Origin of the sequence: Streptomyces sp. 796.1, assembly GCF_047525675.1 — a bacterium.
Taxonomy (GTDB): Bacteria; Actinomycetota; Actinomycetes; order Streptomycetales; family Streptomycetaceae; genus Streptomyces.
On sequence record NZ_JBLIWA010000048.1, the window covers coordinates 22,188 to 47,998 of the forward strand.

Genomic DNA, 25,811 nt, shown 5'->3' on the forward strand with positions numbered 1-25,811 from the left:
CCCCGTCATGGCCAATGCTGCCACGCCGCCGCGATTCGGGCGGGGTGCGGTACCTGCGGTGACAGCCGAGCCCAGCGAAGCGAGCAGCAGGCGAACCCGGTCGCACGCGGCGGCCAACTCCGGTCGGAATCCAGCCATCTGACGCGCCCGTAACCACACCGCTCGGGCATCCTCCCGTCACCCTGCGTGTCCGTACGGGGCGGGTACGGGCCGGGGGCGGGGATCAAGCGGAGGGGCGGGGCGGGGCGGATCGACTACCGACCGTGGTCGCTCGACGGCCCGGGGCCGGCCGGGGGCGGGGAACGGCGGGCGGCTGCGGGCGGGTTGTGGCCCCGGGCCTCGGCCCCGACCTGGGCGCTCGCGCGCCGCGGGCCCGAACGCGCGGGCCAGGCCCTGGCGGTCGGCTTCCCCACCGCTCCCCCGACGGCTAAGCGGAATCCGCGCCGACGCCCCCGCGGGCGCCCCGTACCCGCCCCCGTCCGAAGAGTTGAAAATAAGCCAATCTCAAGCCGGCCGCGGAACCGTTGCCGACCCGCTCCGGGGCCGGTCGCGCGGGCGTGTCGGGCCGATGACGCGGGCGCTACGGGCACGTGGCGCGGGCACGAAGGGCGCACGGCGGCGCGGATCGCGGGGGTGCGCCGGGGCGGACGGAGCGGACGGCGACGGGCACGAGCGGGCATCCGCGAGCCCCAGCGGGCACCGGCGAACGCCAGCAAATCGCCGCCAACGAGGGCGGGTTACGGCAAAGGCCAGCGAACAGGGTGGAAACGCGGCGCCCGACCGGGGTGCGTGCGGTGGTCCGGGAGGCGAACCGCACCTCCCGGACCAGTCCGCCGCCCGCGGGGAATGAGGCGGCGGCGTCCCCCAGCCCACCCGGTCACAGCACAGCGGGCCGACCCACGCACCCCCAAGGGAAGCGCTCCCACCAGAACCGGTGCAGAGCGCACGCATAGGCGCACGGCCACACGCGGCGGGAGCACGTCCGCGGGCCCGCACCCCGGCCCGGGCCTTGGCACGGACCAGATTCCCGCCATCCAGCACAGCACCTCTTAACGGTCGGGATGCAGCGAACTACGCTGGGTTTACGAATGCCCCGTGCCTATGCCGGGGCGGCCGTCGCTGCTGTCGAGGGGTGCGCATGTCCAGGGAGCTCCGCGGGCCGAACGAGAAGCTCGGCACCGTTCTCGCCCTCGCGGGAATCAGCAATGCCGGGCTGGCACGCCGGGTCAACGACCTTGGCGCGCAACGGGGTTTGACTCTCCGCTACGACAAGACGTCCGTGGCCCGATGGGTCTCGAAGGGGATGGTGCCGCAGGGCGCGGCCCCGCATCTGATCGCGGCGGCCATCGCCAGCAAGCTCGGCCGCCCGGTCCCGCTGCACGAGATCGGCCTCGCGGACGCCGATCCCGCGCCCGAGGTGGGGCTCGCCTTCCCACGCGATATCGGCCAGGCAGTGCGCTCCGCAACGGACTTGTACCGGCTGGATCTCGCCGGTCGCCGCGGGGGCGGCGGCATTTGGCAGAGCCTGGCCGGATCGTTCGCCGTCACCGCGTACGCCACGCCCGCCTCGCGCTGGTTGATATCGCCGGCCGACAGCTCGGTGGCGCGCGAGCCCGCGGCGCTGCCGCGCACCGCCCCCGCCGCGCGCCAGGCGCCCGCGCCCGCGCAGGAGGCGGCGCCGCAGCGGGTGGGCCACAGCGATGTGAAGAAGCTACGCGAGGCCGCCGAGGACGCCCGCCGCTGGGACTCCAAGTACGGCGGCGGCGACTGGCGTTCCTCGATGGTGCCCGAGTGCCTGCGGGTGGACGCGGCGCCGCTGCTGCTCGGCGCGTACAGCGACGAGGTGGGCCGGGCCCTGTTCGGCGCGGCGGCCGAGCTGACCCGGCTGGCCGGCTGGATGGCGTTCGACACCGGCCAGCAGGAGGCCGCCCAGCGCTACTACATCCAGGCGCTGCGGCTGGCCCGCGGCGCCGCCGACGTCCCCCTCGGCGGGTACGTGTTGGCGTCGATGAGCCTCCAGGCCACCTACCGGGGCTTCGCCGACGAGGGCGTGGACCTCGCCCAGGCCGCCCTGGAGCGCAACCGCGGCCTGGCCACCGCGCGCACCATGAGCTTCTTCCGACTCGTGGAGGCGCGCGCCCAGGCCAAGGCGGGCGACGGCCCGGCGTGCGGGGCCGCGCTGCGCGCCTCCGAGGGCTGGCTTGAGCGCGCCAGAGGCGGCGACCCCGACCCCTCCTGGCTCGACTTCTACACGTACGAGCGGTTCGCCGCGGACGCCGCCGAGTGCTACCGGGACCTGAAGCTGCCCCGCCAGGTGCGCCGCTTCACCGAACGCGCGCTGGCCTGCCCCACCGAGGAGTTCGTGCGCTCGCACGGGCTGCGGCTCGTGGTGTCGGCCGTCGCCGAACTGGAGTCCGGCAACCTGGACGCGGCCTGCGCCGCGGGCACCCGCGCGGTGGAGGTCGCCGGCCGCATCTCCTCCGCCCGCACCACCGAGTACGTACGGGACCTGCTGCACCGCCTCGAACCGTACGGCGACGAACCCCGGGTCGCGGAGCTGCGCGAGCGGGCCCGGCCGCTGCTGGTCGCCCCGGCGTGAGAGGGGGCGACGGCACCCGCGGACCAGCGGCCCGGCCACCGGTCGGACCGCGGTCCGCGCTGCCGGCGCGACTGGGGCGATCGGGGCGACTGACGCGGCGGGACGCCGGGCTGCCGGCCACCGGGCCGCCCGGCGCGCTGCCCCGCGGCAGGGTGCCCGGCCCGCCGCCCGCTCGACCGGCTCCCCGCCCAGCCGTGGTGCCCGGAGTTCGGGCGGTGTTCACCGGCCGGCCGTGCGGCGCCGGGCCGGTCGGGGCGGCCAGCCGGCGCACCGCCGGCCCCCGCCCCCGCCGGGCACCGCTCCGTCACGCCGGCGTCGCTTATCGCACACCCGGTCGGAACGGGGGCGACGCTTTGGTTTCGGCCCGTTGTCAGTGGCGCAGGTCATGATGGTGAGCGTCGGTGAAGTGGGCGGATATTGCGGCGGCGTTTTGCTCCGCATGGACGAGGATGCCCCGGTTCGTACGGCCCATGCGGTCCGCGCGGACCGAGCTGATCGGGGAAGCTGGGCCATGACCGGGTGCGCTGGGGAGGTGACGTGGTGAGGTACGACGCGGACGTGTTGGTGATCGGGGGCGGGATCATCGGCCTGTCGACGGCGTATGCGATCACGCGTGCCGCGCCGGGGACCCGGGTCACGGTGCTGGAGAAGGAGCAGGGCCCGGCCCGCCACCAGACCGGGCGCAACAGCGGCGTCATCCACAGCGGCATCTACTACCCGCCCGGCTCGCTCAAGGCGGCGTTCGCCGTGCAGGGCTCGGCGGAGATGGTGAAGTTCTGCGCGGAGTACGACATTCCGCACGAGGTGACGGGCAAGCTGATCGTCGCCACCGAGCGCGCCGAACTGCCCCGGCTGCACGGCCTCGCCCAGCGCGCCAGGCAGCACGGCATCCCGGTGCGCGAGCTCGGCCCGGCCCAGATCTCGGCGTACGAACCGGCGGTGCGCGGCCGGGCCGGACTGCACGTGGGCACCACCGGCATCTGCGACTACGGCGCGGTCTCGCGGCAACTCGCCAGCCTCGCCCAGGACGCCGGCACCTCGGTGCGGTACGGCGCGCAGGTGTCGGTCATCGGCCGGCGCGCCACGGCGGTCGCGGTGCGGACCGCGGCCGGCGAGGTGCTGCGCGCCCGCGCCCTGGTCAACTGCGCGGGTCTGCACAGCGACCGGGTGGCCAGGCTCGCCGGCGACGACCCGGGCATGCGGATCATCCCGTTCCGCGGCGAGTACTACGAGCTCCGCCCCGAGCGCACGGACCTGGTGCGCGGCCTGGTCTACCCGGTGCCCGACCCCGCCTTCCCCTTCCTCGGCGTCCATCTGACCCGCGGCATCGACGGCGGCGTGCACATCGGCCCCAACGCGGTGCCGGCGCTGGCCAAGGAGGGGTACGGCTGGCTGACCGTGCACCCCCGCGAGTTGGCGGCCACGCTGGCGTACCCGGGCTCCTGGCAGATAGCCCGCCGGCACTGGAAGTACGGCGTGGGCGAGCTCTACCGCTCGCTCTCCCGCCGCGCCTTCACCCGCGCCGTGCGGCGCCTGCTGCCCGACGTCACGGCCGAGGACCTGATACCCGCGCCGGCGGGGGTGCGCGCCCAGGCGCTGCTCCCCGACGGCACGCTGGTCGACGACTTCCTGTTCAAGGAGTCCCCCCGCATGGTGCACGTGCTCAACGCCCCGTCCCCCGCGGCCACGGCCTCCCTCGCCATCGGCCGCGAGGTCGCCAGGCGCTCCCTGAAACACCTGTGAAGCTCCCTGAAGCACCGGTGAACCGGCCGCGCGCCGGGGAGCGGACGGGCTGCTGGGCGTATGGGTCCGGGTCCGGATCCGGGTCCGGGGCAGCCTGAGCCGTGCGGGGCCGGCCTTGGGATGCGTTGATCCCGGAGTGGGTTGTTCCCGGGGCGGGTCGCCTGGGGTCGGTCATTCCGGGGGCGGGTTGATCACGGGGCAGCTCGACCCCGGGGTGGGTCGGTGGTCCCGGAGTGGGTCGTTCCCGGGTGGGTCGGCCCCGGACGGGGTTGGCCCGCTTCGTGTCCGCCTGGCCGTGCGGTGTGCGGGGGGGGGCGGTCCCGCTGGCGCGGATCGACACCCACGAAGGCAGCCGCCCACGGCGGTCACCGCCCGCGGTCGCGGGCGCCGGCTGGGGTCGCGGGCGCCGGCTGGGGTCGCTAACCGTGGTGGTCGCCGGGCTCGGCGGGGAGTGGGTGACTTGGCGCTGCGGTGGGTGCCCCGCCGGGTGTGCTGTCGGGTGTGCTGTCGGGTGTGTCGGCGTACCACGGGTGGGGGCGGTGTGGTGGGCCGTCGGGTGGCTCGGTTGGCGTGGGGCGGGCGGCGTGGCCACCGCCAATGCGGCGGGCCGGATCGTGCCGTTCCTCGCCGAACGCGTCACCGGCCGCGCCCAGCAGCGTGGTGGCGAGCGCACCCGCGATCAGTGCGGTGATCAGGCGCGGCCAGCGCGGCCGACCCGGGCTGATCACCGGGATGGGCCGACGCTCGGGCCGTGGACTGAACCACAGGCCCCCACGCCGACCGTGTTCGGGTACCTCAACCGGGTCCCAGGTCATCCCTCGCTCCCGTGCGCTCGTTCTCAACTGTCAACGTCACACATGTTCCTGACAAACCCTGTGTCTATGGTCGCCTCACGAGGCCACTTTTGTCACAGGCGTACCGCAGCCTTTGTCAGACCGCCGTCAGACCGCAGTCTTCGTACGGCGGTGGCCCTCGCCCGGCGCACCGGATCCGTACGCCCCCGAGGCCCCGCCCGACCGCAGTCTCCCTACCCCCGCGGCCCTTGGCCAGCCGCCGTCGTCCGCCACGCCCGCCCCCACGGTCTTCGTGCGCCCCGCAGGCCCTTGGCAGGCCGCCGGCCCTCGCCCGGCCGCAGCCCCTTGTCCGGCCGCCGGCCGCGTACCGACCGCACCCCCTGCGCGCCCGGACACACCCGCCCCGCACACCCTTCCGGCATGTGCGCCCGGCCAGTAAACCCCGGTCGCGGTGGGACCCCTACCGACACGCCGGGCCGGTGTGGGCCGGGCCCGTAGAATCGAACCACTGTGTCCGAGAATCACACTGCCCCGCAGCACCCGCAGCCCAGCCCGAGCACCTCGGGGCCGACGCCCGACGCCGCGCCCGCCACCCCGGCGAGCCCCGCGCCCGCCGCGCAGGCCGTACCGGCCGAGCCCACGACGAGCACGACGCCCGCGACGGCCGCACCGGCCGAGACGGCTGCGGCGGACACCACCGGTGCCACGGCGCAGCCCCGGGTGCCGCGGTTCCCGGAGGGGCCGGCCGTCGATCCGGCCGGTTCGCACCACGAGCGCCGCATCCGCTCCTTCCGGCCACGCCGCGGCCGGGTGACCCCCGGCCAGGGCACGGCGCTGCGCCGGCTGTGGACCACGTGGGGGCTCGACATCGACGGGCTGCACCGCATCGACCTGGGCGAACTCTTCGGCGACCCGGCGTTGCCCGTGGTGCTTGAGATCGGGTTCGGGATGGGTGAGGCGACGGCGCAGATGGCGGCGGCCGATCCCGGCACCGGCATCATCGCCGCCGACGTGCACACCCCCGGCCAGGGCAATCTGCTCGCCCAGGTGGACCGGGCCGGCCTGTCGAACGTCCGGGTGGCCAACGGCGACGCGATCATCCTGCTCCGCGAGATGCTCGCCCCCGAGGCGCTGTCCGGGCTGCGCGTCTACTTCCCCGACCCGTGGCCGAAGAAGCGGCACCAGAAGCGGCGGCTGATCCAGCCGGAGTTCCTGGCGCTCGCCGCGTCCCGGCTGAAGCCCGGTGCGGTGCTGCACTGCGCCACGGACTGGGAGCCGTACGCGGACCAGATGCTTGAGGTGCTGACCGCCAGCCCGTACTTCGAGAACACGCAGCCCGACGGCGGTTTCGCACCCCGGCCCGCGTTCCGGCCACTGACCAAGTTCGAGGGTCAGGGCATCGCGAAGGGGCATGCGGTACGGGACCTGCTGTTCCGGCGCGCCGCGGACGTACCGGCGGTCGACACCACCGGAGCGCACCCCGCGCGCCCTGGAGCACACCTCCCGTACGCCGGGCGCACCGCAGCAGAGGCCGGTCGCACCGCCTCCGACGAGGCACGTCCGGCGGCCGACGGCGGCGTGACGGAGCGTGCGGCGTCCCGCACGGCGTCGGATGCCGTCGACGCCGCCGACCGCCCGGCACGACCGTGAGCGGCCGGGCATAATCCGGAGAGCCACCACTGCCCCCTTCGTTAGGGTCGCCGAGTGCACGAGTCCCCGTCCCCGCACCACCCCGCCGCACCAGGCCACGCAGGCCAGGAGCCGGCCGCGGCCCCCGTGGAAGGGGTGACCGACGGGACGCAGCAGGCCAGCGCGGCCCGGGCCGAACGGGCTGCGCAGCCGGCGCCGGCCGACCCACCCGGGCAGAGCGAACCGGCCGAGCCGGCCGGACAGGCCCAGCAGGCCGGGCAGGCCCAGCAGCCCGAACCGGCTGCGCCGACGGCCCCGGCGCCCCAAACCGAACCGGTCACGGCCCCCCAGGCCCACACGCCACCCGGGCCCCTGCCCAAGCAGCCGGCCACGCCCCCACTCCAGCCCCCACAGCCACCCGAGCACCAGCCCCCGGCCCCGGACTCGTACGCAGCCACGACCCCGGCCACAGCCGCGGTCACGGGTACGGCCACACACCCAGCCCCGCACGCGACCCCCCACCCGAACCCACAACACCCACACCCACACCCACACCCACACCCGAACGACACCGCCGCCTACGCGCACACGTACGCCCCCAAACCACCCCCCAGCGGTGGCTACGGCGCCACGGGTGACGCGCACGGCGGGCGGTGGCGGCGGAAGTGGGCCGGGGGCTGGGAGAAGTGGGAGCGGCTGCGGGACAGCCGGGCGGTGCGGGCCGCGGCGCTGATCGTGCTGCTGGCGCTGTCCGGGCTGGTCATCCTCGCGCTGGTGCGGGAGCAGACCGGCACCAAGGGCTTCCTCGTCGGCCTCGGCCTCGCGATCCTGCCCGTACCGCTGCTGATCGCGGCGTTCCGCTGGGCGGACGGCGTCGAGCCCAAACCCTGGCGGAACCTGCTGTTCGCCTTCGCCTGGGGGTCGTGCGCCGCGACGCTGGTCGCGCTGTTGGCCAACGGCCTCGCCACCGACTGGATCATGACAACGGTCGCCGAGTCGTCCTCGCACGACCGGGACACCTGGGGTGCGACGCTGGTCGCGCCCGTGGTCGAGGAGTCCGCGAAGGGCGCCGCCATCCTGCTGCTGTACCTGTTCCGGCGGCGCGACTTCCACGGGGTGGTCGACGGGGTGGTGATAGCCGGCATCACGGCGACCGGCTTCGCCTTCACCGAAAACATCCTCTACCTGGGCAATGCGTTCGTCAGCGACCAGGAGTTCGGCTACTCCGGGTTGCAGTCGACGACCGCGGCGACGTTCTTCATCCGGGCCGTGATGTCGCCGTTCGCGCATCCGCTGTTCACCGCGGTCACCGGCATCTGTTTCGGCATCGCCGCGGCCTGCCCGCCACGACAGCGGGTGCGCCGCGTGCTGATCCCGATCGCCGGGCTGCTGGCGTCGATGGGCCTGCACGCCACCTGGAACGGCTCGGCCTCGATGGGCGGCTACGGCTTCCTCGCCGTGTACGGGCTGTGCATGGTGCCGCTGTTCGCGCTGCTGACCTGGTTCACGATCTGGTCCCGCGGCAAGGGGCTGCGCGTCATCCGCGCCCAGCTCCCGGCGTACCAGGTGACGGGGTGGATCACCCCGCCCGAGCCGGTCGCGCTGTCCTCGATGCGGGCCCGTGCGATAGCCCGCGACCTGGTCCGCCGCACCCGCGGCCCGGCGGCGGCGCGCGCGGTCGCCGAGTACACCGCCTGCGCCACCTCGCTCGCCTTCCTGCGCCAGCGCGCCTACCGCGGCACGGCCGGCCCCGACTTCGCCACCCGCGAGCGCGACCTGCTCGACCGCCTCTGGCAGCGCCGCGAGATCGCCCAGCCCGCACTGGCCCACGCGGCCCTGACGGTCCCGCCGCCCCCGCCGCCCTGGGGGTACGCGCCCCCGCTCGGCCACCCGCGCCCCGGATTCCCGGTCCCCGGCTACGCGCCGCCACCGACGTACGCGCCGCCACCTGGTTACGCGCCGCCGCCGACGTATGTTCCGCCGCCCGGCCACGGCACCCCCGGCCACCCGGCGCCCGCCGGTCACCCCGCGCCGACGGGCTACCCCGTACCCACGGGCTACCCGACCCCGGGTCACGCGTACCCGGCCGCCGGCCCCGCGTACGGCACCGCCCCCGCGCCGGCTCCCGGCTCCGGTTACGGCACGGGGTACGGCACGCCCTGGCCCCCGCCCCCGGCCGCCGGCTGGCCGCAGACCCCCCAGCCGGTCCCCGCCCCGCCCGGCTGGCGCCCCCCGCACCAGCCGCCCCATCAGCCACCACCCCACCAGCCGGGAACCTGGCCACCCCAGGCGCACGGCCCAGGCCCCAGCCCCGCCCACGGCACCGGCCACGGCCCGGCCAACGGCTACGGGAACCAGCCGCCGGGACGGCCGTAACACCCGCCCACCATGCGGACCGTCGGTCAGGTGATCGCGCTCCCACCGCGTCTAGGGTGAGGGGACCTTCAACGTTCCCCGACCCCCGCGGTCGCTCCGGATGTCACAGCCGAAAAGAGTGGTGCTCGATGAAGCTGGTCGTACAGGAATTCCTGACCCTCGACGGAGTCTCGCAGGGCCCGGGCGCCCCGGACGAGGACACCAGCGACGGCTTCACCCAGGGCGGCTGGTTCGTGCCGCACCTGGATGAGGAGTTCATGCAGGTCGCCAGCGAGTGGCTGAGCCAGGCCGACGCGTTCTTGTTCGGCCGCCGTACGTACCAGAACTTCGCGCGGGACTGGCCGAAGATGGCGGACCACCCGAACGCCGCGATCCTCAACGGCCTGCCGAAGTACGTCGCCTCGCAGACCCTGACCAGCGCCGACTGGAACCCGACCACGATCCTCTCCGGCGACGTCGCCGCCCAGGTGGCCGAGTTGAAGCAGCAGCCCGGCCGGGAACTCCAGGTCCACGGCAGCTCCGACCTCGCCCAGTCGCTGCTGGCCGCCGGCCTGGTCGACGTCATCCGGCTGGCGATCGCCCCGGTCGTGGTCGGCCAGGGCCGCCGCCTGTTCCCCGTCGGCGGCGCCCCCGCGGGCCTGCGCCTGGTCCACCACCAGACCACCCCGGCCGGCCTGTCGATCCACACCTTCGAGGCGGCGGGCCTCCCGCAACACGGCACGTACGGGGGCGCCACGGAGTAACCCCGAACCCACCAGCCAGCCGGCCCGGGCCCGCTGGGACGACCCATACGCGGTCGCCCGGCGTGCCCGGGCCGCGGTGCGTTCAGGGCGCGGCCGGCAGTGGTACGGCGCGGGTCGGACGCGGGTCAGCCGAGGTACGGCGCCGGCCGGTCTTCGAGAAAGTGCCCCAGCCGCAGCCGCTGGGTGTGATGCATGGGCAGTGCGTCGAACTCGTCCGGGTGGACGAAGCGCACCTCGGTCGACTCGTCAGAGACGGCCAACACCCCGCCGATCACCCGCGCGCGGAAGCACACATTGAACTGCCGACGCACTTCGCCATCGGTGTACGCGATGACGTGCCGCGGATCGGTGTACGTCCCCACCAACCCGGTGATTTCCACATCGAGCCCCGTCTCCTCCTTGACCTCACGCACCGCGCACCCGGGCAGCGAGTCGGTGAAGTCCATCCCACCACCGGGCAGGGCCCACAGCTCGTTGTCCCGTCGCCGCTGGAGCAGGATGCGGCCCTCGCCGTCTGTGACGACGGCTGACGCGGCGACCACCATGCTGTTCGGCTGCGGTGCGTGCGGGTCGTCGTAGTACTCGGTGCGCGCCATGGTCAGCCTTTCGCCGAGATCGGGGTTCCGGTCGCCCAGACAGCATTGAAGCTCTCCGCGTAGGTGTCGAAAACGCCACCCGCACCAGTTCGCTGGAGATGCCACAGCGGAGCCCGGTATGCGTTCGTGCCCCACACGTGAGCGTTGACCAGCATCTGGTCATCCGCTTGGTAGATGCTGTTGTACAGGGTCGTGCCATGCGTCCGGAGCTCGATGCCAGGAACCCCAAGCAGAGGTTGATAGTGCAGGAGGGCAAGGCGGCAGCGGGACTCGATGCCGTGGCCGAACTGCTCTTCCTCTCCGCGCTGTTGCACGTTCGCGCTGTCGGCATCACCGATGGCAATGCGCACCGCACAACCGGCCGTTGCACGCTCCTGTAGGAGGTTGTTCAACCTGGGGTACGCCTCGTGGAGGAACACGGCGGCGTACACCAGGATGGAAACGTCACGCTGCGCGGATGCCAGCAACTCGACATACGTCGAGACCGGCACGTCCGCTCGGGCGTCATGGAGTGCGACCAGTTCTGCACTACCGGCGCCGCCGCGCCGCGGCTGTCGCAACGTCGGCCAAAGGGCGTGCACGTCTTCCCCAAGGATCTCGGCGGCGCGCAGGGCTGTTGTGCGACGGGGCACGCGGCCGAGGTTGACCCAGCGTTCGACGCTCTTCGGGTCGACGTCGACCTGTTGCGCGAAGCTGCCGTGAGTCCAACAGCCGGCCACAAGCGCGTTCCGCAGCCGCTCGTTTGACACGCAGTGTCCCCTTTGCCGGTCGGACGTCGCTACGGACGTTTTACCACCACAGGGACGTCCGAAGCGTCCCTTGCGGGAGGTTCCAAGATCCCCAGCAAGCAACAACCCTCAGTGACGTGACGAATACAGCAATCACGCCACCGCGCGGCTGCCCGCTCTGCGAAGCGTTGCGCGCTGGGATGGAACGCGCTCGCCCCGTTCATGCACGAGGTCGATTCCAGGAACTGTTGACCGTTCTTCGCATCCACCGTGACCGTGACCACCGGGCCGTGCGCGACCTCTCCAACCTCACCGCCCCGGGCGGGGGCGATGCCGTGTGATGCCACACGTGGCGCTCACCGGTCGGCTGCGGGTTGTAGTTGAAGGGGTGGCGCATCGGTTCTACGTCGTCTCGTTCGGCTCCCTAGGTACGCCGGATGTGGTGTGGGCCCCCGTCACCGACACCGCGTTCCAGCTCGACTTCGAGGAGAGTTTGTGGTGCCCCAAGGCTCTGATCAACGACGTGTTGACCGCCAACCGTCTTCGTCTCCGGGTCGCGTCCAGGCACGGGTGGGCGTGGGCTGACGGGTACGGCCGAGCAGGGGTCAGCACAGTGAGGGACCGCACCCCCGAGGAGACCGACCTTCCGGCGCGGCTGATCGAAGGGGGCGCGCGCGATGGCGCATAGCCAGACCTGGGTCAACCTCTTGATCTGGTTACCGACCGACTCTCGGAACCCGCTCGACACGTCGTACGGCTGGCCTCGGGTTCTCCAAGTCCGATACGGACAGAGCGAGCCTGAGCCCCCGGCCGTGATCGTCAGGCACGGTGAGGACGTCCAGCAGGCCACGGAGCGGGCAGCAGCAGCACTCGGTTTGTCGTGCGCCGCGCCGCCACGTCTGTTGGCGATGGACCAGCGACCGGCCACGAACCCTCTAGAGGCGGATCAGCTCGTGTTGGTCTTCGACGGCGGACCGCTTCCCACCGCGACCTTGCCGAAGTGCGGCGAGTGCGGAGACTCGCACTTGCTCTGGGTGCCCCTGCTCGACCTGGCCGACGTGACCCTTGTGGAGGCGATGCACGCGAGGATGAGCAACGCCCCGCCGCCAGTCCTGTGGCAGGGTGAGCGGTGATGGGCATCAACCCCCTCGGCGTGGCACTCCCCCGTCGCCGTCGAGGGCGGTGAGCACACGCCGGCGGGCGAACCGCACACAGTGCTCGGCGAGAAGCCCCCCAAACCCCCCAGCCCCCCAAAACTGACTTTCCCCGACTTCTCCCTGTTCCAAGGCCCATCCGATACAGTCTCTTCCGATCCCAGAAACCCTCCGACGTGCGCCTCACCCCCCACCGCCTCCGTCGGGCGGGGAACGTTGCGAGCAGTGTTTCTGAGGTAGGCACGCCATGAGCGACTGGCACTTTGAAGTTCCCATCACCGGCAGCAAGCAGTTGCCCCCGGACCCCCGCTACATGGACGCGTTGAGCAGTCAGGGGTACGGGTTCGAGGTCGCGTTGGCCGACCTCATCGACAACTCGATCGACGCGGGCGCCAAGGACGTCGTCATCCACGTCTTACGCAACGGGGACGAACTCGTCAGCCTGCTCGTCGTGGACGACGGGCGGGGGATGGACGAGGACGCGCTCGACGTCGCGATGACCGTCGGCGGGCGGCGCGAGTACGACGAGAAGTCGCTCGGCATCTTCGGTACGGGGCTCAAGGCCGCCTCGCTCAGCCACGCCGACTCGGTGACCGTCATCAGCAAGACCAAGCGGACCCGGGCGGTGGGCCGGCGGTGGGTGACCGCGCACGCCAAGGAGGGGTTCCACTGCGACATCGTGGACCCGGGGTACGCGCAGGACCTGATGGACCGCTACCACGGGCAGCCCATCACCTGGCAGGGCACCATCGTCCGGTGGGACGGGGTGCGCGACTTCCCCAAGCACGGCGGGGGCGGGCAGACCGACCGGTACCTGACGCGGATGATCCCGCGGCTCGGCCTGCACCTCGGGCTGTTCCTGCACCGGTTCCTGGCCCGCGAGGACTTCAACATCACCATCGCCGTGGAGGACGTGCAGACCCGCACCGTGTACATGGACTTCGGGGTGGAGTCGCTGGACCCGTTCGGCTACCCGGTCACCGGGTGCGCCGGCTTCCCGCGGGTGTTCACGGCCGATGTGGAGGGCGTCGGCGGGGTGCCGCTGACCGGCCACGTGTGGACGCCCAAGTCCAACCTGGACGAGTACCGGGCGGTCGGCACCGTCCTGGACAAGCAGGGCTTCTACTTCTACCGCAACGACCGGCTGGTGCAGGCCGGCGGCTGGAACGGGTTCCGGCAGCCCGAGGCGCACCTCGCGCTCGCCCGGGTCGCCGTGGAGCTGCCGGCCGACGGGGGCGACGCGTTCCGGCTGACCGTGAAGAAGGCCGGCGTGGAGGCGTCGCCGGCGTTCGCGACCTCCCTCAACGACGCCAAGGACGCCGGAGGTTACGCGTTCAAGGAGTACCTGGACGCGGCGGAGGCCACCTACCGCGAGGCGCGCAAGCGGGCCGGTGTGGACCGCAAGCCGGTGATCGGCCCCGGCAAGGGGATGCCCGCCGAGGTCAAGCGGACCGTGGAGGAGGAGCTGCCGCTGCTGCCCGGCGAGGAGCCCATCGCGCTGCGCTGGGAGAAGCTGGGCAGCGACGTCTTCTTCAACATCGACCGCGAAGAGCGCGCCATCCTGCTCAACAAGGCGTACCGGCCGGCGCTGCTCGGCGGCCGGCGCGGCGGCCTCAACGACGCGCCGATGGTGAAGTCGCTGCTCTACCTGCTGCTGCACCAGGTCTTCGAGAAGGAGTACAGCGGGCCGCGCGAGAAGGACAACCTCCAGCTCTGGCAGAGCATCCTGCTCTCCGCGGCCCGTACCGAGCTGGACCGCATGGACGAGCAGTGACCGGCGCTCCCCCGGTCGGCACGCCGCACGTGGAGTGGGCGACGGTCGCCGGGTACGTGGACGACGGGACGCCGGCGCTGATCCCGCTGGCGGGCGAGCCGCGGATCGAGTTCTTCGTGGACGCGTACGGGGCGCGCACCGGGCTGCGGATCGCGCTCGGGCCCACCGACCGGGTGCCGCTGTCGGGGCTGACCGCGGTCGTGGTGCGCCCCGTGGAGGCGCACGGGCGGCGGATGTTGGAGGTCGCCACGGCCGAGCGGTCCCTGTTCCGCGACTTCCACGACCTGCTCCAGGGCATCGCCGACCGGGTGCGGCGCGAGGGGTACGGGCCGGCCAGGGCGTTCACCGAGACGCTGGCGTCCTGGACCGAACTCCTGGCCCGCACCCGCCGGGTCGGCGAGGAGCAGCGGATCGGGCTGCTCGGCGAGTTGTACGCGCTGGAGTGGTTCGCGCACCACGTCGGCTGGCCGGTGGCGCTCACCTCGTGGCGCGGGCCCGACAGCGAGGAGCACGACTTCGGGCTGCCGGAGTACGACGTCGAGGTGAAGAGCACGGCGGGCGAGCGGCGGGTGCACAGCGTGCGCGGCACCACCCAGTTGGTGCCGACCGGCAACCGGCCGCTGTGGCTGCTCTCGCTCCAGTTCACCCGGGGCGGCTCGGCCGGCCACTCGCTGGGCGAGCGGGTGCGGGAGGTGCGGGAGCAGGTGGCCCAGCACGCGCCGGAGCTGAGCCAGCGCCTGACGGAGCTGCTGGCCAGGTGCGACTGGCTGGGGCCGCTGGCGGCTGCGCCCGACCCGGAGCGGTGGTCGCTGCGGAGCGCGCCGCTGGTGCTGAGCGCGGCCGACCCGCGGGTGCCGCGGCTGGGGCCGCAGGCGCTGGCCGCCCTCGACGGCGAGGCGCGGCAGCGGCTGGTGGCGCTCAGCTACGGCATCGACCTGACCGGGCTGCCGGACGCCGTGGACGCGCCGCCGGCGCTGCGGTTCCCCGACGACCCGGGGCCGCCGGACGCGGGCGGACCCGCCCCCACGCATCGGAGCACCTGACCATGAGCGACGACCCCACCGAGCGGCTGCACTCCATCGTCCTGGCCGGGCTGCGGCAGGCCGGGCCGCAGCCGCTGGCGCACGGCCTGCGCGCCTGGGCGCAGGGGGTGAGCCCGGCGCCCGACACCAGCGAGGAGGGCTTCCGGACGCGGCTGCTCGCCGGGTACGCGGGGCATCCGCTGGTGGAGATGTGGCGGCGGGCGGTGACGGCCTGGGACTTCGCGCAGTCCCCGGCGTGGTCGACCGCGCCGCCGTGCACCGAGGCGCGGCGCGCGGACATCTACGAACTGTTGGCGCTGGCCGCCGAGACCCGCACGGTGCTGACCGAGTTGGTGCCGGTGGCCGTCGCGGACGCGCCGACGGTGATCAGTACGGAGTTCACGCCCTGGTACACGCCGGCCGCGCAGCAGAGCCGTACCTGGTACTGGCCGGCCTACCAGCGGGTCCTGGAGCGCAAGGGGTGGCCGGCGGCGGCGCTGGCCGCGCTGGACGAGGCGACGGACCGGGTCGTGGAGCGGCTGGCCGACCCGGCGACCAGCACCGTCTACCAGTCCAAGGGGCTGGTGGTGGGGCACGTGCAGTCGGGCAAGACGGCCAACTTCACCGGCGTCATCGCCAAGGCCATCGACTCCGGGTACCGGCTGGTGATCGTGCTGGCCGGCACGCTCAACCTGCTGCGCCAGCAGACGCAGCGGCGCCTGGACATGGAGCTGGTGGGGCGGGAGAACATCCTGCGCGGCGGCGACGAGATCGAGTCGGACTACGCGGACGACCCGGAGTGGCACCGCGGCGGGTTCCTCGCGCACGGCGGGGTGCCCTCGGTGCTCGGCGCGTTCGACATCATGCGGATGACGACCCGCGACAACGACTACAAGCGGCTGCTCCAGGGCATTACGGCGTTGGAATTCGAGAAGCAGGAGCCGGCGCTTCCGCTGTACGACCCGCGGAATCTGCACCGGAGTGCGGCCCGGCTGATGGTGGTCAAGAAGAACAAGACCGTCCTGACGAAACTCCTCAAGGATCTGAAGAAGATCCGTACGCCGCTGGCCGAAATTCCGGTCCTCATCATCGACGACGAATCCGACCAGGCGTCGGTCAACACCTCCAACCCGCGGAAACTGCGCGAGGGCAAGGCCGAGCGGACCGCCATCAACGGGCTGGTCTCCAGCCTGCTTGCGCTGCTGCCGCGGTCCCAGTACGTGGGGTACACGGCCACCCCGTTCGCCAATGTCTTCATCGACCCGAGCGATACCGCGGACATCTTCCCGAAGGACTTCATCGTCTCGCTGCCGGCGCCGGCCGGATACATGGGCATCCGGGCCTTCCACGACCTGGACTCCGACATTCCGTGGTCGGAGCGCACGTACGCCAATTCGCAGGGCAAGGCCCACATCCGCGATATCCCGCCGGCCGCGGGCGAGGACGACGACTCGCTCCAGCAGGCGATGGACGCCTTCGTGCTCTCCGCCGCCATCAAGCTCTACCGGGAGGAACACGACCCGCGCGGGGTGACCTATCCGCACCACACGATGCTGGTGCACGAGTCGGTGCGCACGGCCGACCACCGGGCGCTGGCCGAGCGGCTGACCCGGCTGTGGCACTCCGCCGGCTATCTGGGCCCCTCGGGGCACGCCCGGCTGCGGGCGCTCTTCGAGTCCGACTTCGCGCCGGTTTCGGCGGCCCGGGCGGACGGGTACGCGACGCCGGGCAGCTTCGCCGACGTGGCCGCGCACGTCGGGGCGGCCTGCATCCGGATCGGCGGCGACGAGAACCCGGTCCTCGTCGTCAACAGCGACAAGGACATCGAGCAGGGCGCCGCCGACTTCGACAAGCGCTCGCTGTGGAAGATCCTGGTGGGCGGCGCCAAGCTGTCCCGTGGCTTCACCGTCGAGGGCCTGACGATCTCCTACTACCGGCGCACCACGACGCAGGCCGACACGCTGATGCAGATGGGCCGCTGGTTCGGCTTCCGCACCGGCTACCGGGACCTGGTGCGGCTGTACATCAGCCGCGGCGAGGCGCACGGACGCAAGGAGATCGACCTGTACGACGCGTTCGAGGCGGTCTGCCGGGACGAGGAGAGCTTCCGCGCCGAACTGAACCGGTACGCGCCGCTGATCGACGGCAAGCCGCAGGTCACGCCGGCGCAGGTGCCGCCGCTCGTGGCGCAGCACCTGTCCTGGCTCAAGCCGACGAGCGCCAACAAGATGTACAACGCGGAGCTGATCGAGATCCGTTCGCCCGGCGCCTGGATCGAGCCGTCCGCGTACGCCGGCGCGCCGGCCGCGGTCAAGCGCAACGCCGAGCGGTGGGAGCCGCTGCTGAAGGAGTTGAGCGAGGGCCCCGAGCAGGAGTTCACCAACCCGCCCGACTCCACCAGCCAGTTGACGCGCAGGTTCCGGGCCCGTACGGCGGTGCTGCCGCACGGGCTGCTGGTGAGCGTGTTGGAGCAGTTGGAGTGGAACCGGCCCGATCTGTTCCAGCCGCACCTGACCTACCTCAAGCAGTTGGACGGCCGGCTGGCGCGGGTGGACGACTGGCTGTTGCTCGCGCCGCAGCGGATGTCCAGGGAGCGGCTGGCGGCGACCATCCTGGGCTCCTCGCCGCTCTCGCTCGTGGAGCGCAGCAAGGCGCCGTACCGGGACGCGTTCAGCCGGGTCACCGGCTTCGAGCACCGGGTGGCGGCGGAGCGGCTGGTGGCCGCGGCGGGCACGGCGGCGTCGCTGGTCACGCCGTCGCGCGGGGTGGCGCTCGTCTATCCGGTGCTCGACATCACCGGTGACCGGGACGTCAGCGACGTCATCACCGGCGGCAAGGCCGACGCGACCCGGGTGATCATGGCCTTCGCGCTGCTGCCGCCGAAGAGCGCCATCGACACCAAGCGCCGCCTGGTGCACTTCCGCGCGAAGGTGTCCGCGCTGCGCGACGCGCCGATCGTGGACGTGCTGGCGGCGCCGGCCGAGCGGTGAGGGGGCCGCGCCTGCCCGGGCGGTGAGCGGCGGGGCTGCGGTCCGCCGCACCGGCGTGGTGTGCCCGGTGCGGCGGTACGCACCGTACGGCGCGGCCCCGTACGGCGCGGCCCCCGTTACAGCGGTACGGTCGCCCGCGCCGCGACGTCGTAGGTGTGGAAGACGGCGGCGAGTTGGGCGCGGCTGCGGCAGCCGAGCTTGCGCAGCACGTTGGAGACGTGGAACTTGACGGTGCTGAGCTCGACGTTGAGCCGTTCGGCGATCTCCGGGTTGGACAGGCCCTCGGCGACGAGGCGGGCCACGTCCTCCTCCCGGCCGGTGAGCCGGCCGGCCGCCGGGGGCGGTGGTGCGGTGGTGCGCTGCTGCGGGCCGTCGGGCGTGGCCAGCGCGCAGGACACCAGCTCGGGTGAGATCCAGCCGCGGCCGTTCAACACCTCGCGGACCGCGGCGACATAGCCCTGGTCGGGGTCGTCGCGGTCGACGACGCCGGCCACCGACTGCCGCCACGGCGACCGCCAGAACGGGTCGCCCACGCCGTTCACCAGCGCTATCACCCGCATTCCGAGTCGGGCGAGGGAGGGTTCGGCGGCGAGTGCGCGCGATTCCACGACGGCCACGTCGACCGCGGGGGTCTCCCGGCCCCGGGCCGTCTTGGCCCAGGACGCGACGCCCCAGCCGGGCGCGGTCAGCGCGTCGCCGACGCGCCGGTGCAGCGAGGGTGAACTGATGACGAGAACAATGCGACCCATGGCATATCCCCTTGCCTGGAGTCAGCTCGACGGCGAACCGCCGATGCGCCTGAACAGGGACGGCCGAGCCAGCGGAGACGCCCGGCGATTCGCACACGTTCCGTAGCCGAACGATCCCATCACTTCAGCGCGTGGCGCCCCTTCGACGTTGGTCAGACGTCGATCGGCACCGGCCCTCAGCAGCCCTATCGAGTAGCCGGAACTTAGCACACGTACTCGTCACTTCTTAAGCCGGCTAAGCAATGTTCGAACCGCGTAAGTGAACGCTTCCCAGGCGGAATGGAGAGGTTCACACTAAGGTCCCACTGGAAGCCAAGTACGCGTCCGCTGCGCGTAATCCGGCCGCTATACGGCGCATTGCGGCCAGGCCAGCCGGGCTTCTCCGGCCAGTGATTGCCGCTTTCCCTTTGCCCGTATGCCAGTTGGGCTGCCCGGTTGCGCGGCCCCGCCGGTCGGCGACCGGCCCCCCTCCCCCAGCAGGGGAAGAAGTCTTGTCCCCGACGCTATCCAACAGTGCCCCCAAGGCCCCGCCGGATTGCCCTTCAACCACGTCGAGTTGCCCGTTGCTGAGAAATGCGGACAGTCCCGGTGCCCGTTTTTCACTTCGCCGTACGCATCGGGGAAACGTGGCGGAAAGGCACCGGACGCGACGGGTTTCCCGAGCCGGTGCGACCCGGGGCGCGGAAGCGGCCCCACGCCGCCCCGCCGCGGCCCGCTGCCCCGGCGGCAGCCTCGTACCCGCCGTGCGCCGCGCGCCCCGCACCCCACACCACGCACGCGCCCCCGCCGGCCGCGCACCCCCCACCACGCACGCGTCCCGCCGCCCCGCCACCCACCACTAAGCGGAAGCCTCGTCCAGCGCCGCCAGTTCCGCGGGCGTGAGTTCCAGGTCGGCGACGGCCAGCAGGGGCGGGAGTTGTTCGGGCGTGCGGGCGCTGGCGATGGGGGCCACCACCGTCGGCTGGGCGGCGAGCCAGGCCAGGGCGACGGTGCTGACCTCGACCCGGTGCGCGGCGGCGACCTCGTCGAGCGCGGCGAGCACCCGCGGCCCCCGCTCGCCGGTCAGGTACTGCTCCACGGCCGCTCCCCGTACGGAGTCAGCGGCCGGGCGCCCGGGCCGGTGCTTGCCGGTAAGGAACCCGGCGGCCAGCGCGAAGTACGGCACCGCGACCAGGCCGCGGTCGGCGACCACCTGGGCGAGTTCGCCCTCGTAGGTGTCGCGGGAGACCAGGTTGTAGTGCGGCTGGACGGCGACGTAGCGGGCCAGGCCCTCGCGCTCGGAGGCGTCGAGCGCGGCGGTCAGCCGGGCCGGCGAGATGTTGGAGGCCGCGATCTGCCGCACCTTGCCCGCGCGGACGAGTCCGTCCAGCGCGCCGAGGAACTCCTCGACCGGCACCGACTCGTCGTCGTAGTGCGTGTAGTACAGGTCGATGTGGTCGGTCCGCAGCCGGGTCAGCGACGCCTCGACGTCCGCCGTGATCACCTCGGCGGACAGGCCGCGCCGCGTGCCGTCCGGGCCGCTGGCGCCGCCGACCTTGGTGGCGATGACGACCCGGTCGCGGTTGCCGCGCGCCGCGAGCCAGTTGCCGATGATGGCCTCCGACTCGCCGCCCGAGTTGCCCGGCACCCAGGCCGAGTACACGTCGGCGGTGTCGATGAAGTTGCCGCCGGCGCCCGCGTAGGCGTCCAGGATGGCGAAGGACTGCGCCTGGTCGGCGCCCCAGCCGAAGACGTTGCCGCCCAGCGAGAGCGGGAAGACCTCGACGTCGCCGATCAGGCGGGCCCGTGTGCTCGGTACGTGTTCAACCATGCCCGTGGCCAACGGCCCCGCCCAGCGCCCTATTCCCGCCCCGCCCCGCCGATCCGCCGTACGGGTCACCCACGCCGTACGCGCCGTACGCGCCCTGCGGACCAACCGGCCGCACGAGCCGGACGCGCCACCGCGCCGCACGCCCCACCCACCGGCCCGCGGGCCCCGCGGCCCCGCCGGCCCGCTACGGCTGGAGGCCGTGTTCCCGCAGCCACGCCACGGGGTCGATCGGCGCGCCGCCGCCCGGCCTGACCTCCAGGTGCAGGTGCGGCCCGGTGACGTTGCCGGTCGCGCCCACCCGGCCGATCACGTCGCCGGTGCCGACCTGGCCCGAGGTCTGCGTCATGGAGGACAGGTGGCAGTACCAGACCTCGGTGCCGTCGGGGAGCGTGAGGACGATGCGGTAGCCGTACGAACCGGCCCAGCCCGCCTGCGTGATGGTGCCGCCGTGCACCGCCTTGACCGGGGTGCCGGTCGGGGCGGCGAAGTCCTGGCCGGTGTGGTTGGCCGACCACATGTCGCCGGCCTGGCCGAACGTGGAGGTCAGCGTGTACGAGCCGACCGGCAGCGCGTAGCTGGCGGCGAGCTTGGCGCGGCGTTCGGCCTCCGCCTTGCGCGCGGCCTCCGCCGCCTTGGCCTCCGCGGCCCGCTTCGCCTCCTCGGCCTTGCGCTTGGCCTCGGCCTCGGCGGCCCGCTTCTTCGCCTGCTCCGCGGCCTGTTCGGCGGCCTTCTTGCGCGCCGCCTCGGCCGCGGCCCGCTCCGCCGCGACCCGCTCGGCGGCCTCGCGCTCGGCCGCGTCCGCCGCGTTCTGCTGGTTCTCGGCCTGCTGGAGGATGCGGGCGCGCAGCGCCTCGCCCGCGTTGGCCGTGCCGTTGGCCGTCTCCTCGACGGTCAGCCCGGCCTGGCTCAGCGGCGTACGGTCCGCCGGGTGCACCGGGGACGCCGGCTGCCCGCCGCCGTCCGCCAGCAGCGGCCCGACGCCGGGGATCTGGTCGGCGTCGGGCAGGGAGTCGACGAGGGCGTCGGCCGCGGCCCCGAGGTCGGGGACGGACAGCGCGGCCTGCGGGCGGTCCTTGGCGCTCGCCATGCCGCCGGCGCCGACCGCCGCGATGACCCCGACGCCGAGCACGGCACCGCTGCGGGCCATCGAGCCGCCGCGCTGCTTCACCACCCGGTGCCGGCCGCGGACCGGGGCGACGCTCTCGGCGGTGGGGTTCCACTCCTCCCCGGGCGCGCTGCCCGGGGCTTCGTCCTCGGACGCGCCCCAGGGTGGCGGGTCGCCCCAGGGCGCCGGCTCGGGCGCCGCGCCGGGCGCCGTCCCGAGCGTCATCTCATCCGTCATCTCGACTGCCGCGCCGGGGAGTTCGTCCGTACGGCCGGCGAAGGGGAGCCCGCCGGGATGGCCGTCGGGGTGGCCACCGGGGTGCGCCGCGACCTGGCCCCCGGGGTGCGCGGCGAACTGCCCGCCGGGGTGCCCGGCGAAGGGACCGCCGGCATGTTCGGCGGGGTCGGCCGCGGGAGAAGCCGGGCCGGAGGCAGACCTGTTGGACGCCACGGAGGCGTGCTCCTTTCCTTCCTTCTCGCCTACCGGGTTAGCTGACGGGTTCGGAGCAGGAAGGTCTCCTACGGGCCGTGGACGACCCGATTCACCCCAAGGGTTGGTTCCCCGGTTCCCTCGTCTCGGCCCCGCCGGGAACGGCGGTGTCGTGCCTGAGGAATTCGGCGACGGCGCACGGAGCCGCCTCTTGCGGCGGCGGTGACGACCGCGCTGCGTTATCGAACGTTAATAGAGGCTCGGGTGTGATTCCAAGCTGTTCTGGGGAATAGGGCACCGCCTTTGCCGGACCGCCTACCGAACTTCAGCAGCCTGGTCAAGATCGACTACCCAGCGCAGTCAACGGCCATCGCCGCGCCCGCCGCGCCGGGCCAGCCCCGGGCCCGACCGGCGCAGCGCGAGCAGCGCCATGTCGTCCACTCGCTGCCCGTGCGTATGCCGCGTCACGTCGGCGATCAGCGTGTCCAGGAGCCCGTCGGGGCTGGCGAAGCGCCGGCCGCCGAGCCGCTGCGTCGGCTCGTAGAACCGGCCGGTCTCGTCGCGCGCCTCGGTCACCCCGTCCGTCAGCATCAGCAGCGTCGCACCGGCCGGGAACGCCGTCTCCGTCACCGTGTCCTGCCAGGCCGCCAGGTCTCCCATGCCGAGCGGCAGCGCGCCCGCGGCCGGCACCAGTTCCCGTACGTTGCCGTCGGGCAGCAACAGGAGGGGCGGCGGGTGGCCGCGGTTGATGAGCCGGAGCCGGCCGCTGCCGGCGTCGTCGATCTCGCCGATGACCGCGGTGGTGAACCCCTCGAACTGGTCGAGCCCGGCCCGCCGGTCGCCCTCCCGGTCCAACGCCCGCTCCAACCGGTCGACCACGCCCTCCAGCGCGGGCTCCTGCTCCGCCGCCTCGCCGAACGCCCCGACGACCACGGCGACCGCCTCCACCGCGTCCAGGCCCTTGCCCCGTACGTCCCCGATGAGCACGCGGGCGCCGTACGGGGACTCCTGCACCGCGTACAGGTCGCCGCCGATCCTGGCGTCGGTCTGCGCCGCGACGTACCTGGCGGCGATCCGCAGCGCGCCCGTCCGGGCCGGCGGCGCGGGCAGTACGGCGCGCTGCGCGGCCTCGGCGACCACCCGGACGGTGGCGAGCTGCCGGTAGTTGCGCCGCACCACCCGGTTGATGGCCAGCGCGAACAGGGCGACGGTCGCCACGGTCGCCACCTCGGTCACCGACAGCGCCCGGTCGGCGGCGCTGTGCGCGAACGCCAGCAGGACCGCGGTGGCGACTGCGGTCGCCGCCACCACGCTCGTCCAGCGCAGCGAGAACAGCGGGGCGGCGATCAGCGAGGCGGCGGTGAGGAACGGCGACGCGGTGTAGTGCGAGGGGGTCAGCAGGTCGAAGACGACACCGCCGGCGAGCAGGACGGCGGGGAGCCAGCGCAGGACATTCCGGGCATGCGCGGCGCGCGGCGACTCCGCTTCCGCTCCGTCCCACCCGGGGTTCCCCACGCGCTGCTCCCGCTCTCGGCTGGCCCGCACCCTACACAGCCCCCTTCACCCGCATCCGTCACACCTTTCCCACCACCACCCCGAACCTCCCCACCCCCACCCCTCGCGAGCGACCCCAGCCCCCCAAGCGGCCTATTCACCCCCCGGGACGGAACCCGTACGAGGCAGCGTCCCGCGCCGGAAGCCAGCGGCTCACCGCCGGGGCGGAGCGCGTACGCAGCGGCGGACGAGGCGGGCGTACGGAATGCGCGTACGGAACGGGCGTACGGATCGGAGGGGGCCGGGAGGCAGAAGGGGGCGGGGCAGCCGCGGGGCGGGCGGGATACCAGACAGCCACAGCCACGATCGCGGGGCCGGCCGCAGCCGGCCGCAAGCCCGGTCCCGCACGCGAACGGTCGGGGCCGGCCGCGGTCGGTGACGACGGGCGGTGACGACGATCGTGCCGACGGACGCCGACCGGGTGGCGCCACCCACGGCCGGCGGATACGCACACGAGGCGAGCCGGTACGCGCGCGAGGCGATCAGGTACGCGCACGGCGGCCGGCCGGGCAGAGAGGCAGGGCGAGGCGGGTGTGCGCGGGTCCGGCAGCCGGACGCGCGCACGGGTCCGGCAGCCGCCTCAGTCGGGAGGGGCGGCGGTACCCGAGGCGGGGAACGGGGGCGGCCTTCGCGGGCGGCGGGGGCGAGGCCGCTCCGCCCTGCGACGGGCCGTCACCCGCCCCCACCGGCCCACGACTTCCTGGTCGCTAGAGCTCGACGCCCAGCGCGCGGGCGTGGCGGTCGGCCGCGCACTCCGCCGCCGCCTCGTCCAGATACACCTCGCACACCAGCCGGCCGTCCGACGTCAGGTTGTGCTCCAACTCCCACAGCACCACCTCGTCCCCGCCCACCAGCAAGAACGCGTGCTCGTAGTAGCGGCACCAGGTGGTGTCCGGGTTGCCCGTACGCAGCCTGGGCTTGGTGGCCAGGGCGATGTCGTGGGCGAACGCCGTGGTCAGCAGGGCGCGTACGTCCTCGCCCGGACGGTCCGGGTTCTCCGCGCGGCGCAGCACCCGGCGGGCGTGGTCGGCGGAGTCGTCTATCGCGTACGCGCGCTGCGGCGCGAACGAGCCGACCGGCGTACGTAGTTGCTCCGGCAACCAAAAGGGGATGCTCTCCAGCTCGTCCCAGAGCACCCCGCCGATGCGCTCGTGGATCCGCCGCTCGGCGACTTCGAGCGAGCGCTCGTCCGCGTACAGCTCGTAGCTGACCGGGGCCGGGGCGGCCGGGGTCGGGTCCGGGGCGGTCACCGCGGCCGGGGCGCGCTCGGTGGCCGGGGCCTCCGCGCCGCCCGGCCGGTCCTGGCGCAGCTCGCCGTCCAGCGGCTGGGGCAGCGCCGCGGGGCCCGCGTCGGACACCGGCGAGGTGTTGTGCTCCAGCTCCCACAGGAGTTCGCTGCTCCCGTCCGGCAGCAGGAAGACGTGGCGGTAGGTGTTGCAGCCGACCGGCGTCGAGCGCCCGTTGCACTGGCGGCAGGAGCGCAGCTCCGACTGGTGCATCAGCGCGCCGCGCAACCTGGCGGCCAGCGCGTCGTCGATCTCGAAGCCGTTCTGGGCGCGGGCCAGCAGCCCGTCGAGGTGCTCAGCGGGATGTTCGCCGCCCGGTGTTGCGTGCCCCACGTTCCTCTCCTCCCGACCATTGCCACGCCGCGCCCCCCAGCGACCCCCTCGCCACTTACGGTAGCGAAGTGGATACGAGCCACGGGACGGGTTTTCCGGAAGCCATCGCAGGTTCGCCACCGTGCGACGGTTCCGCGCCATGGCTTGCGCCACCCCTACGCCCCGCCCGCCCGGCGCCCCGTCACCCCCTTGCGACGGGTTCCGGATGCGCCGGCGTGCGCCCCGGCCCCGGCATATGCCGATCGGGCCCGCCCGGCGTTTGCCCGTGCTCACCCGCAAATTCCGCCCCCGGGCGCGCGGCGGAGGCCGATCAAGACTGACGCGAAATCGGTGCTCCGCCACCCGCCCGGATCGCGTGGGGTGTAGTACGCCCGCCCCGGGGCCTGCCGCACCGCCA

General features: G+C 73.4%; 16 protein-coding genes, 1 pseudogene and 1 riboswitch. Of the genes and pseudogenes, 9 read left to right on the top strand and 8 right to left on the bottom strand.

The window, feature by feature from the left end; translation table 11 throughout:
* Positions 1-1,138 precede the first annotated feature (1,138 nt).
* Positions 1,139-2,599 (top strand): MFS transporter, encoded by a 1,461-nt coding sequence (locus tag ACMA1D_RS27480; protein ID WP_414726700.1) that lies wholly within the window; start codon positions 1,139-1,141, stop codon positions 2,597-2,599.
* A gap of 537 nt (positions 2,600-3,136) precedes the next feature.
* Positions 3,137-4,342: an L-2-hydroxyglutarate oxidase gene (gene lhgO / locus ACMA1D_RS27485; protein ID WP_414726701.1), complete on the top strand. Its 1,206-nt coding sequence runs from the start codon at positions 3,137-3,139 to the stop codon at positions 4,340-4,342.
* A 419-nt stretch (positions 4,343-4,761) separates the two neighbouring features.
* Here lhgO and ACMA1D_RS27490 read toward each other — a convergent pair whose 3' ends face one another.
* Entirely contained in the window at positions 4,762-5,157 is a 396-nt protein-coding gene (locus tag ACMA1D_RS27490) for a hypothetical protein (protein ID WP_414726702.1), read from the bottom strand.
* 489 nt (positions 5,158-5,646) lie between these two features.
* Between ACMA1D_RS27490 and trmB the strand changes: the two are divergent.
* The 3 genes and pseudogenes from trmB to ACMA1D_RS27505 form a co-directional block, all read left to right on the top strand.
* Positions 5,647-6,576 (top strand): annotated as a pseudogene (gene trmB / locus ACMA1D_RS27495) (tRNA (guanosine(46)-N7)-methyltransferase TrmB); the annotation flags it as partial.
* Between the two features lie 264 nt (positions 6,577-6,840).
* Complete coding sequence (locus ACMA1D_RS27500; protein WP_414726703.1) at positions 6,841-9,141, top strand: PrsW family glutamic-type intramembrane protease; 2,301 nt, start codon at positions 6,841-6,843, stop codon at positions 9,139-9,141.
* Positions 9,142-9,269: 128 nt separating this feature from the next.
* A complete protein-coding gene (locus ACMA1D_RS27505) occupies positions 9,270-9,884 on the top strand; it encodes a dihydrofolate reductase family protein (protein ID WP_414726704.1) in 615 nt (204 codons plus the stop codon).
* A 125-nt stretch (positions 9,885-10,009) separates the two neighbouring features.
* Here ACMA1D_RS27505 and ACMA1D_RS27510 read toward each other — a convergent pair whose 3' ends face one another.
* Together ACMA1D_RS27510 and ACMA1D_RS27515 are read right to left on the bottom strand one after the other, a co-directional pair.
* Positions 10,010-10,480 (bottom strand): NUDIX hydrolase, encoded by a 471-nt coding sequence (locus ACMA1D_RS27510; protein ID WP_414726705.1) that lies wholly within the window; start codon positions 10,478-10,480, stop codon positions 10,010-10,012.
* A gap of 2 nt (positions 10,481-10,482) precedes the next feature.
* Complete coding sequence (locus tag ACMA1D_RS27515; RefSeq protein WP_414726706.1) at positions 10,483-11,229, bottom strand: XRE family transcriptional regulator; 747 nt, start codon at positions 11,227-11,229, stop codon at positions 10,483-10,485.
* Between the two features lie 367 nt (positions 11,230-11,596).
* Between ACMA1D_RS27515 and ACMA1D_RS27520 the strand changes: the two genes are divergently transcribed.
* The 4 genes from ACMA1D_RS27520 to ACMA1D_RS27535 all read left to right on the top strand — a co-directional run bounded on the left by ACMA1D_RS27520 (position 11,597) and on the right by ACMA1D_RS27535 (position 18,148).
* Positions 11,597-11,896, top strand: a complete 300-nt coding sequence (locus tag ACMA1D_RS27520; protein WP_414726707.1) for a hypothetical protein — start codon at positions 11,597-11,599, stop codon at positions 11,894-11,896.
* Positions 11,897-12,609: 713 nt separating this feature from the next.
* Entirely contained in the window at positions 12,610-14,136 is a 1,527-nt protein-coding gene (locus ACMA1D_RS27525; RefSeq protein ID WP_414726708.1) for an ATP-binding protein, read from the top strand.
* Positions 14,133-15,179 (top strand): PD-(D/E)XK motif protein, encoded by a 1,047-nt coding sequence (locus ACMA1D_RS27530; protein WP_414726709.1) that lies wholly within the window; start codon positions 14,133-14,135, stop codon positions 15,177-15,179. The genes ACMA1D_RS27525 and ACMA1D_RS27530 overlap by 4 nt, the downstream gene beginning before the upstream one ends.
* A gap of 2 nt (positions 15,180-15,181) precedes the next feature.
* Positions 15,182-18,148, top strand: coding sequence for a Z1 domain-containing protein (locus ACMA1D_RS27535; RefSeq protein WP_414726710.1), 2,967 nt, complete (start codon positions 15,182-15,184; stop codon positions 18,146-18,148).
* A 116-nt stretch (positions 18,149-18,264) separates the two neighbouring features.
* Here ACMA1D_RS27535 and ACMA1D_RS27540 read toward each other — a convergent pair whose 3' ends face one another.
* From ACMA1D_RS27540 to ACMA1D_RS27560, 5 genes are all read right to left on the bottom strand, one after another.
* The gene (locus ACMA1D_RS27540) at positions 18,265-18,897 is read right to left on the bottom strand and encodes a helix-turn-helix transcriptional regulator (protein ID WP_414726711.1); all 633 of its coding nucleotides are present in this window, start codon (positions 18,895-18,897) and stop codon (positions 18,265-18,267) included.
* Positions 18,898-19,735: 838 nt separating this feature from the next.
* Positions 19,736-20,707, bottom strand: coding sequence for an aldo/keto reductase (locus ACMA1D_RS27545; RefSeq protein ID WP_414726712.1), 972 nt, complete (start codon positions 20,705-20,707; stop codon positions 19,736-19,738).
* Positions 20,708-20,891: 184 nt separating this feature from the next.
* A complete protein-coding gene (locus tag ACMA1D_RS27550; RefSeq protein WP_414726713.1) occupies positions 20,892-22,262 on the bottom strand; it encodes a M23 family metallopeptidase in 1,371 nt (456 codons plus the stop codon).
* A gap of 11 nt (positions 22,263-22,273) precedes the next feature.
* Positions 22,274-22,442: riboswitch (cyclic di-AMP (ydaO/yuaA leader) on the bottom strand.
* A 159-nt stretch (positions 22,443-22,601) separates the two neighbouring features.
* Positions 22,602-23,756 (bottom strand): PP2C family protein-serine/threonine phosphatase, encoded by a 1,155-nt coding sequence (locus ACMA1D_RS27555; protein ID WP_414726714.1) that lies wholly within the window; start codon positions 23,754-23,756, stop codon positions 22,602-22,604.
* Positions 23,757-24,502: 746 nt separating this feature from the next.
* A complete protein-coding gene (locus ACMA1D_RS27560) occupies positions 24,503-25,414 on the bottom strand; it encodes a DUF6227 family protein (RefSeq protein ID WP_414726715.1) in 912 nt (303 codons plus the stop codon).
* Positions 25,415-25,811 lie beyond the last annotated feature (397 nt).

Coding starts and splice junctions, on each gene's coding strand:
- ACMA1D_RS27480 (WP_414726700.1), top strand. CDS start 1,139: ATGTCCAGGGAGCTCCGCGGGCCGAACGAGAAGCTCGGCACCGTTCTC.
- ACMA1D_RS27490 (WP_414726702.1), bottom strand. CDS start 5,157: ATGACCTGGGACCCGGTTGAGGTACCCGAACACGGTCGGCGTGGGGGC.
- ACMA1D_RS27505 (WP_414726704.1), top strand. CDS start 9,270: ATGAAGCTGGTCGTACAGGAATTCCTGACCCTCGACGGAGTCTCGCAG.
- ACMA1D_RS27510 (WP_414726705.1), bottom strand. CDS start 10,480: ATGGCGCGCACCGAGTACTACGACGACCCGCACGCACCGCAGCCGAAC.
- ACMA1D_RS27525 (WP_414726708.1), top strand. CDS start 12,610: ATGAGCGACTGGCACTTTGAAGTTCCCATCACCGGCAGCAAGCAGTTG.
- ACMA1D_RS27535 (WP_414726710.1), top strand. CDS start 15,182: ATGAGCGACGACCCCACCGAGCGGCTGCACTCCATCGTCCTGGCCGGG.
- ACMA1D_RS27540 (WP_414726711.1), bottom strand. CDS start 18,897: ATGGGTCGCATTGTTCTCGTCATCAGTTCACCCTCGCTGCACCGGCGC.
- ACMA1D_RS27545 (WP_414726712.1), bottom strand. CDS start 20,707: ATGGTTGAACACGTACCGAGCACACGGGCCCGCCTGATCGGCGACGTC.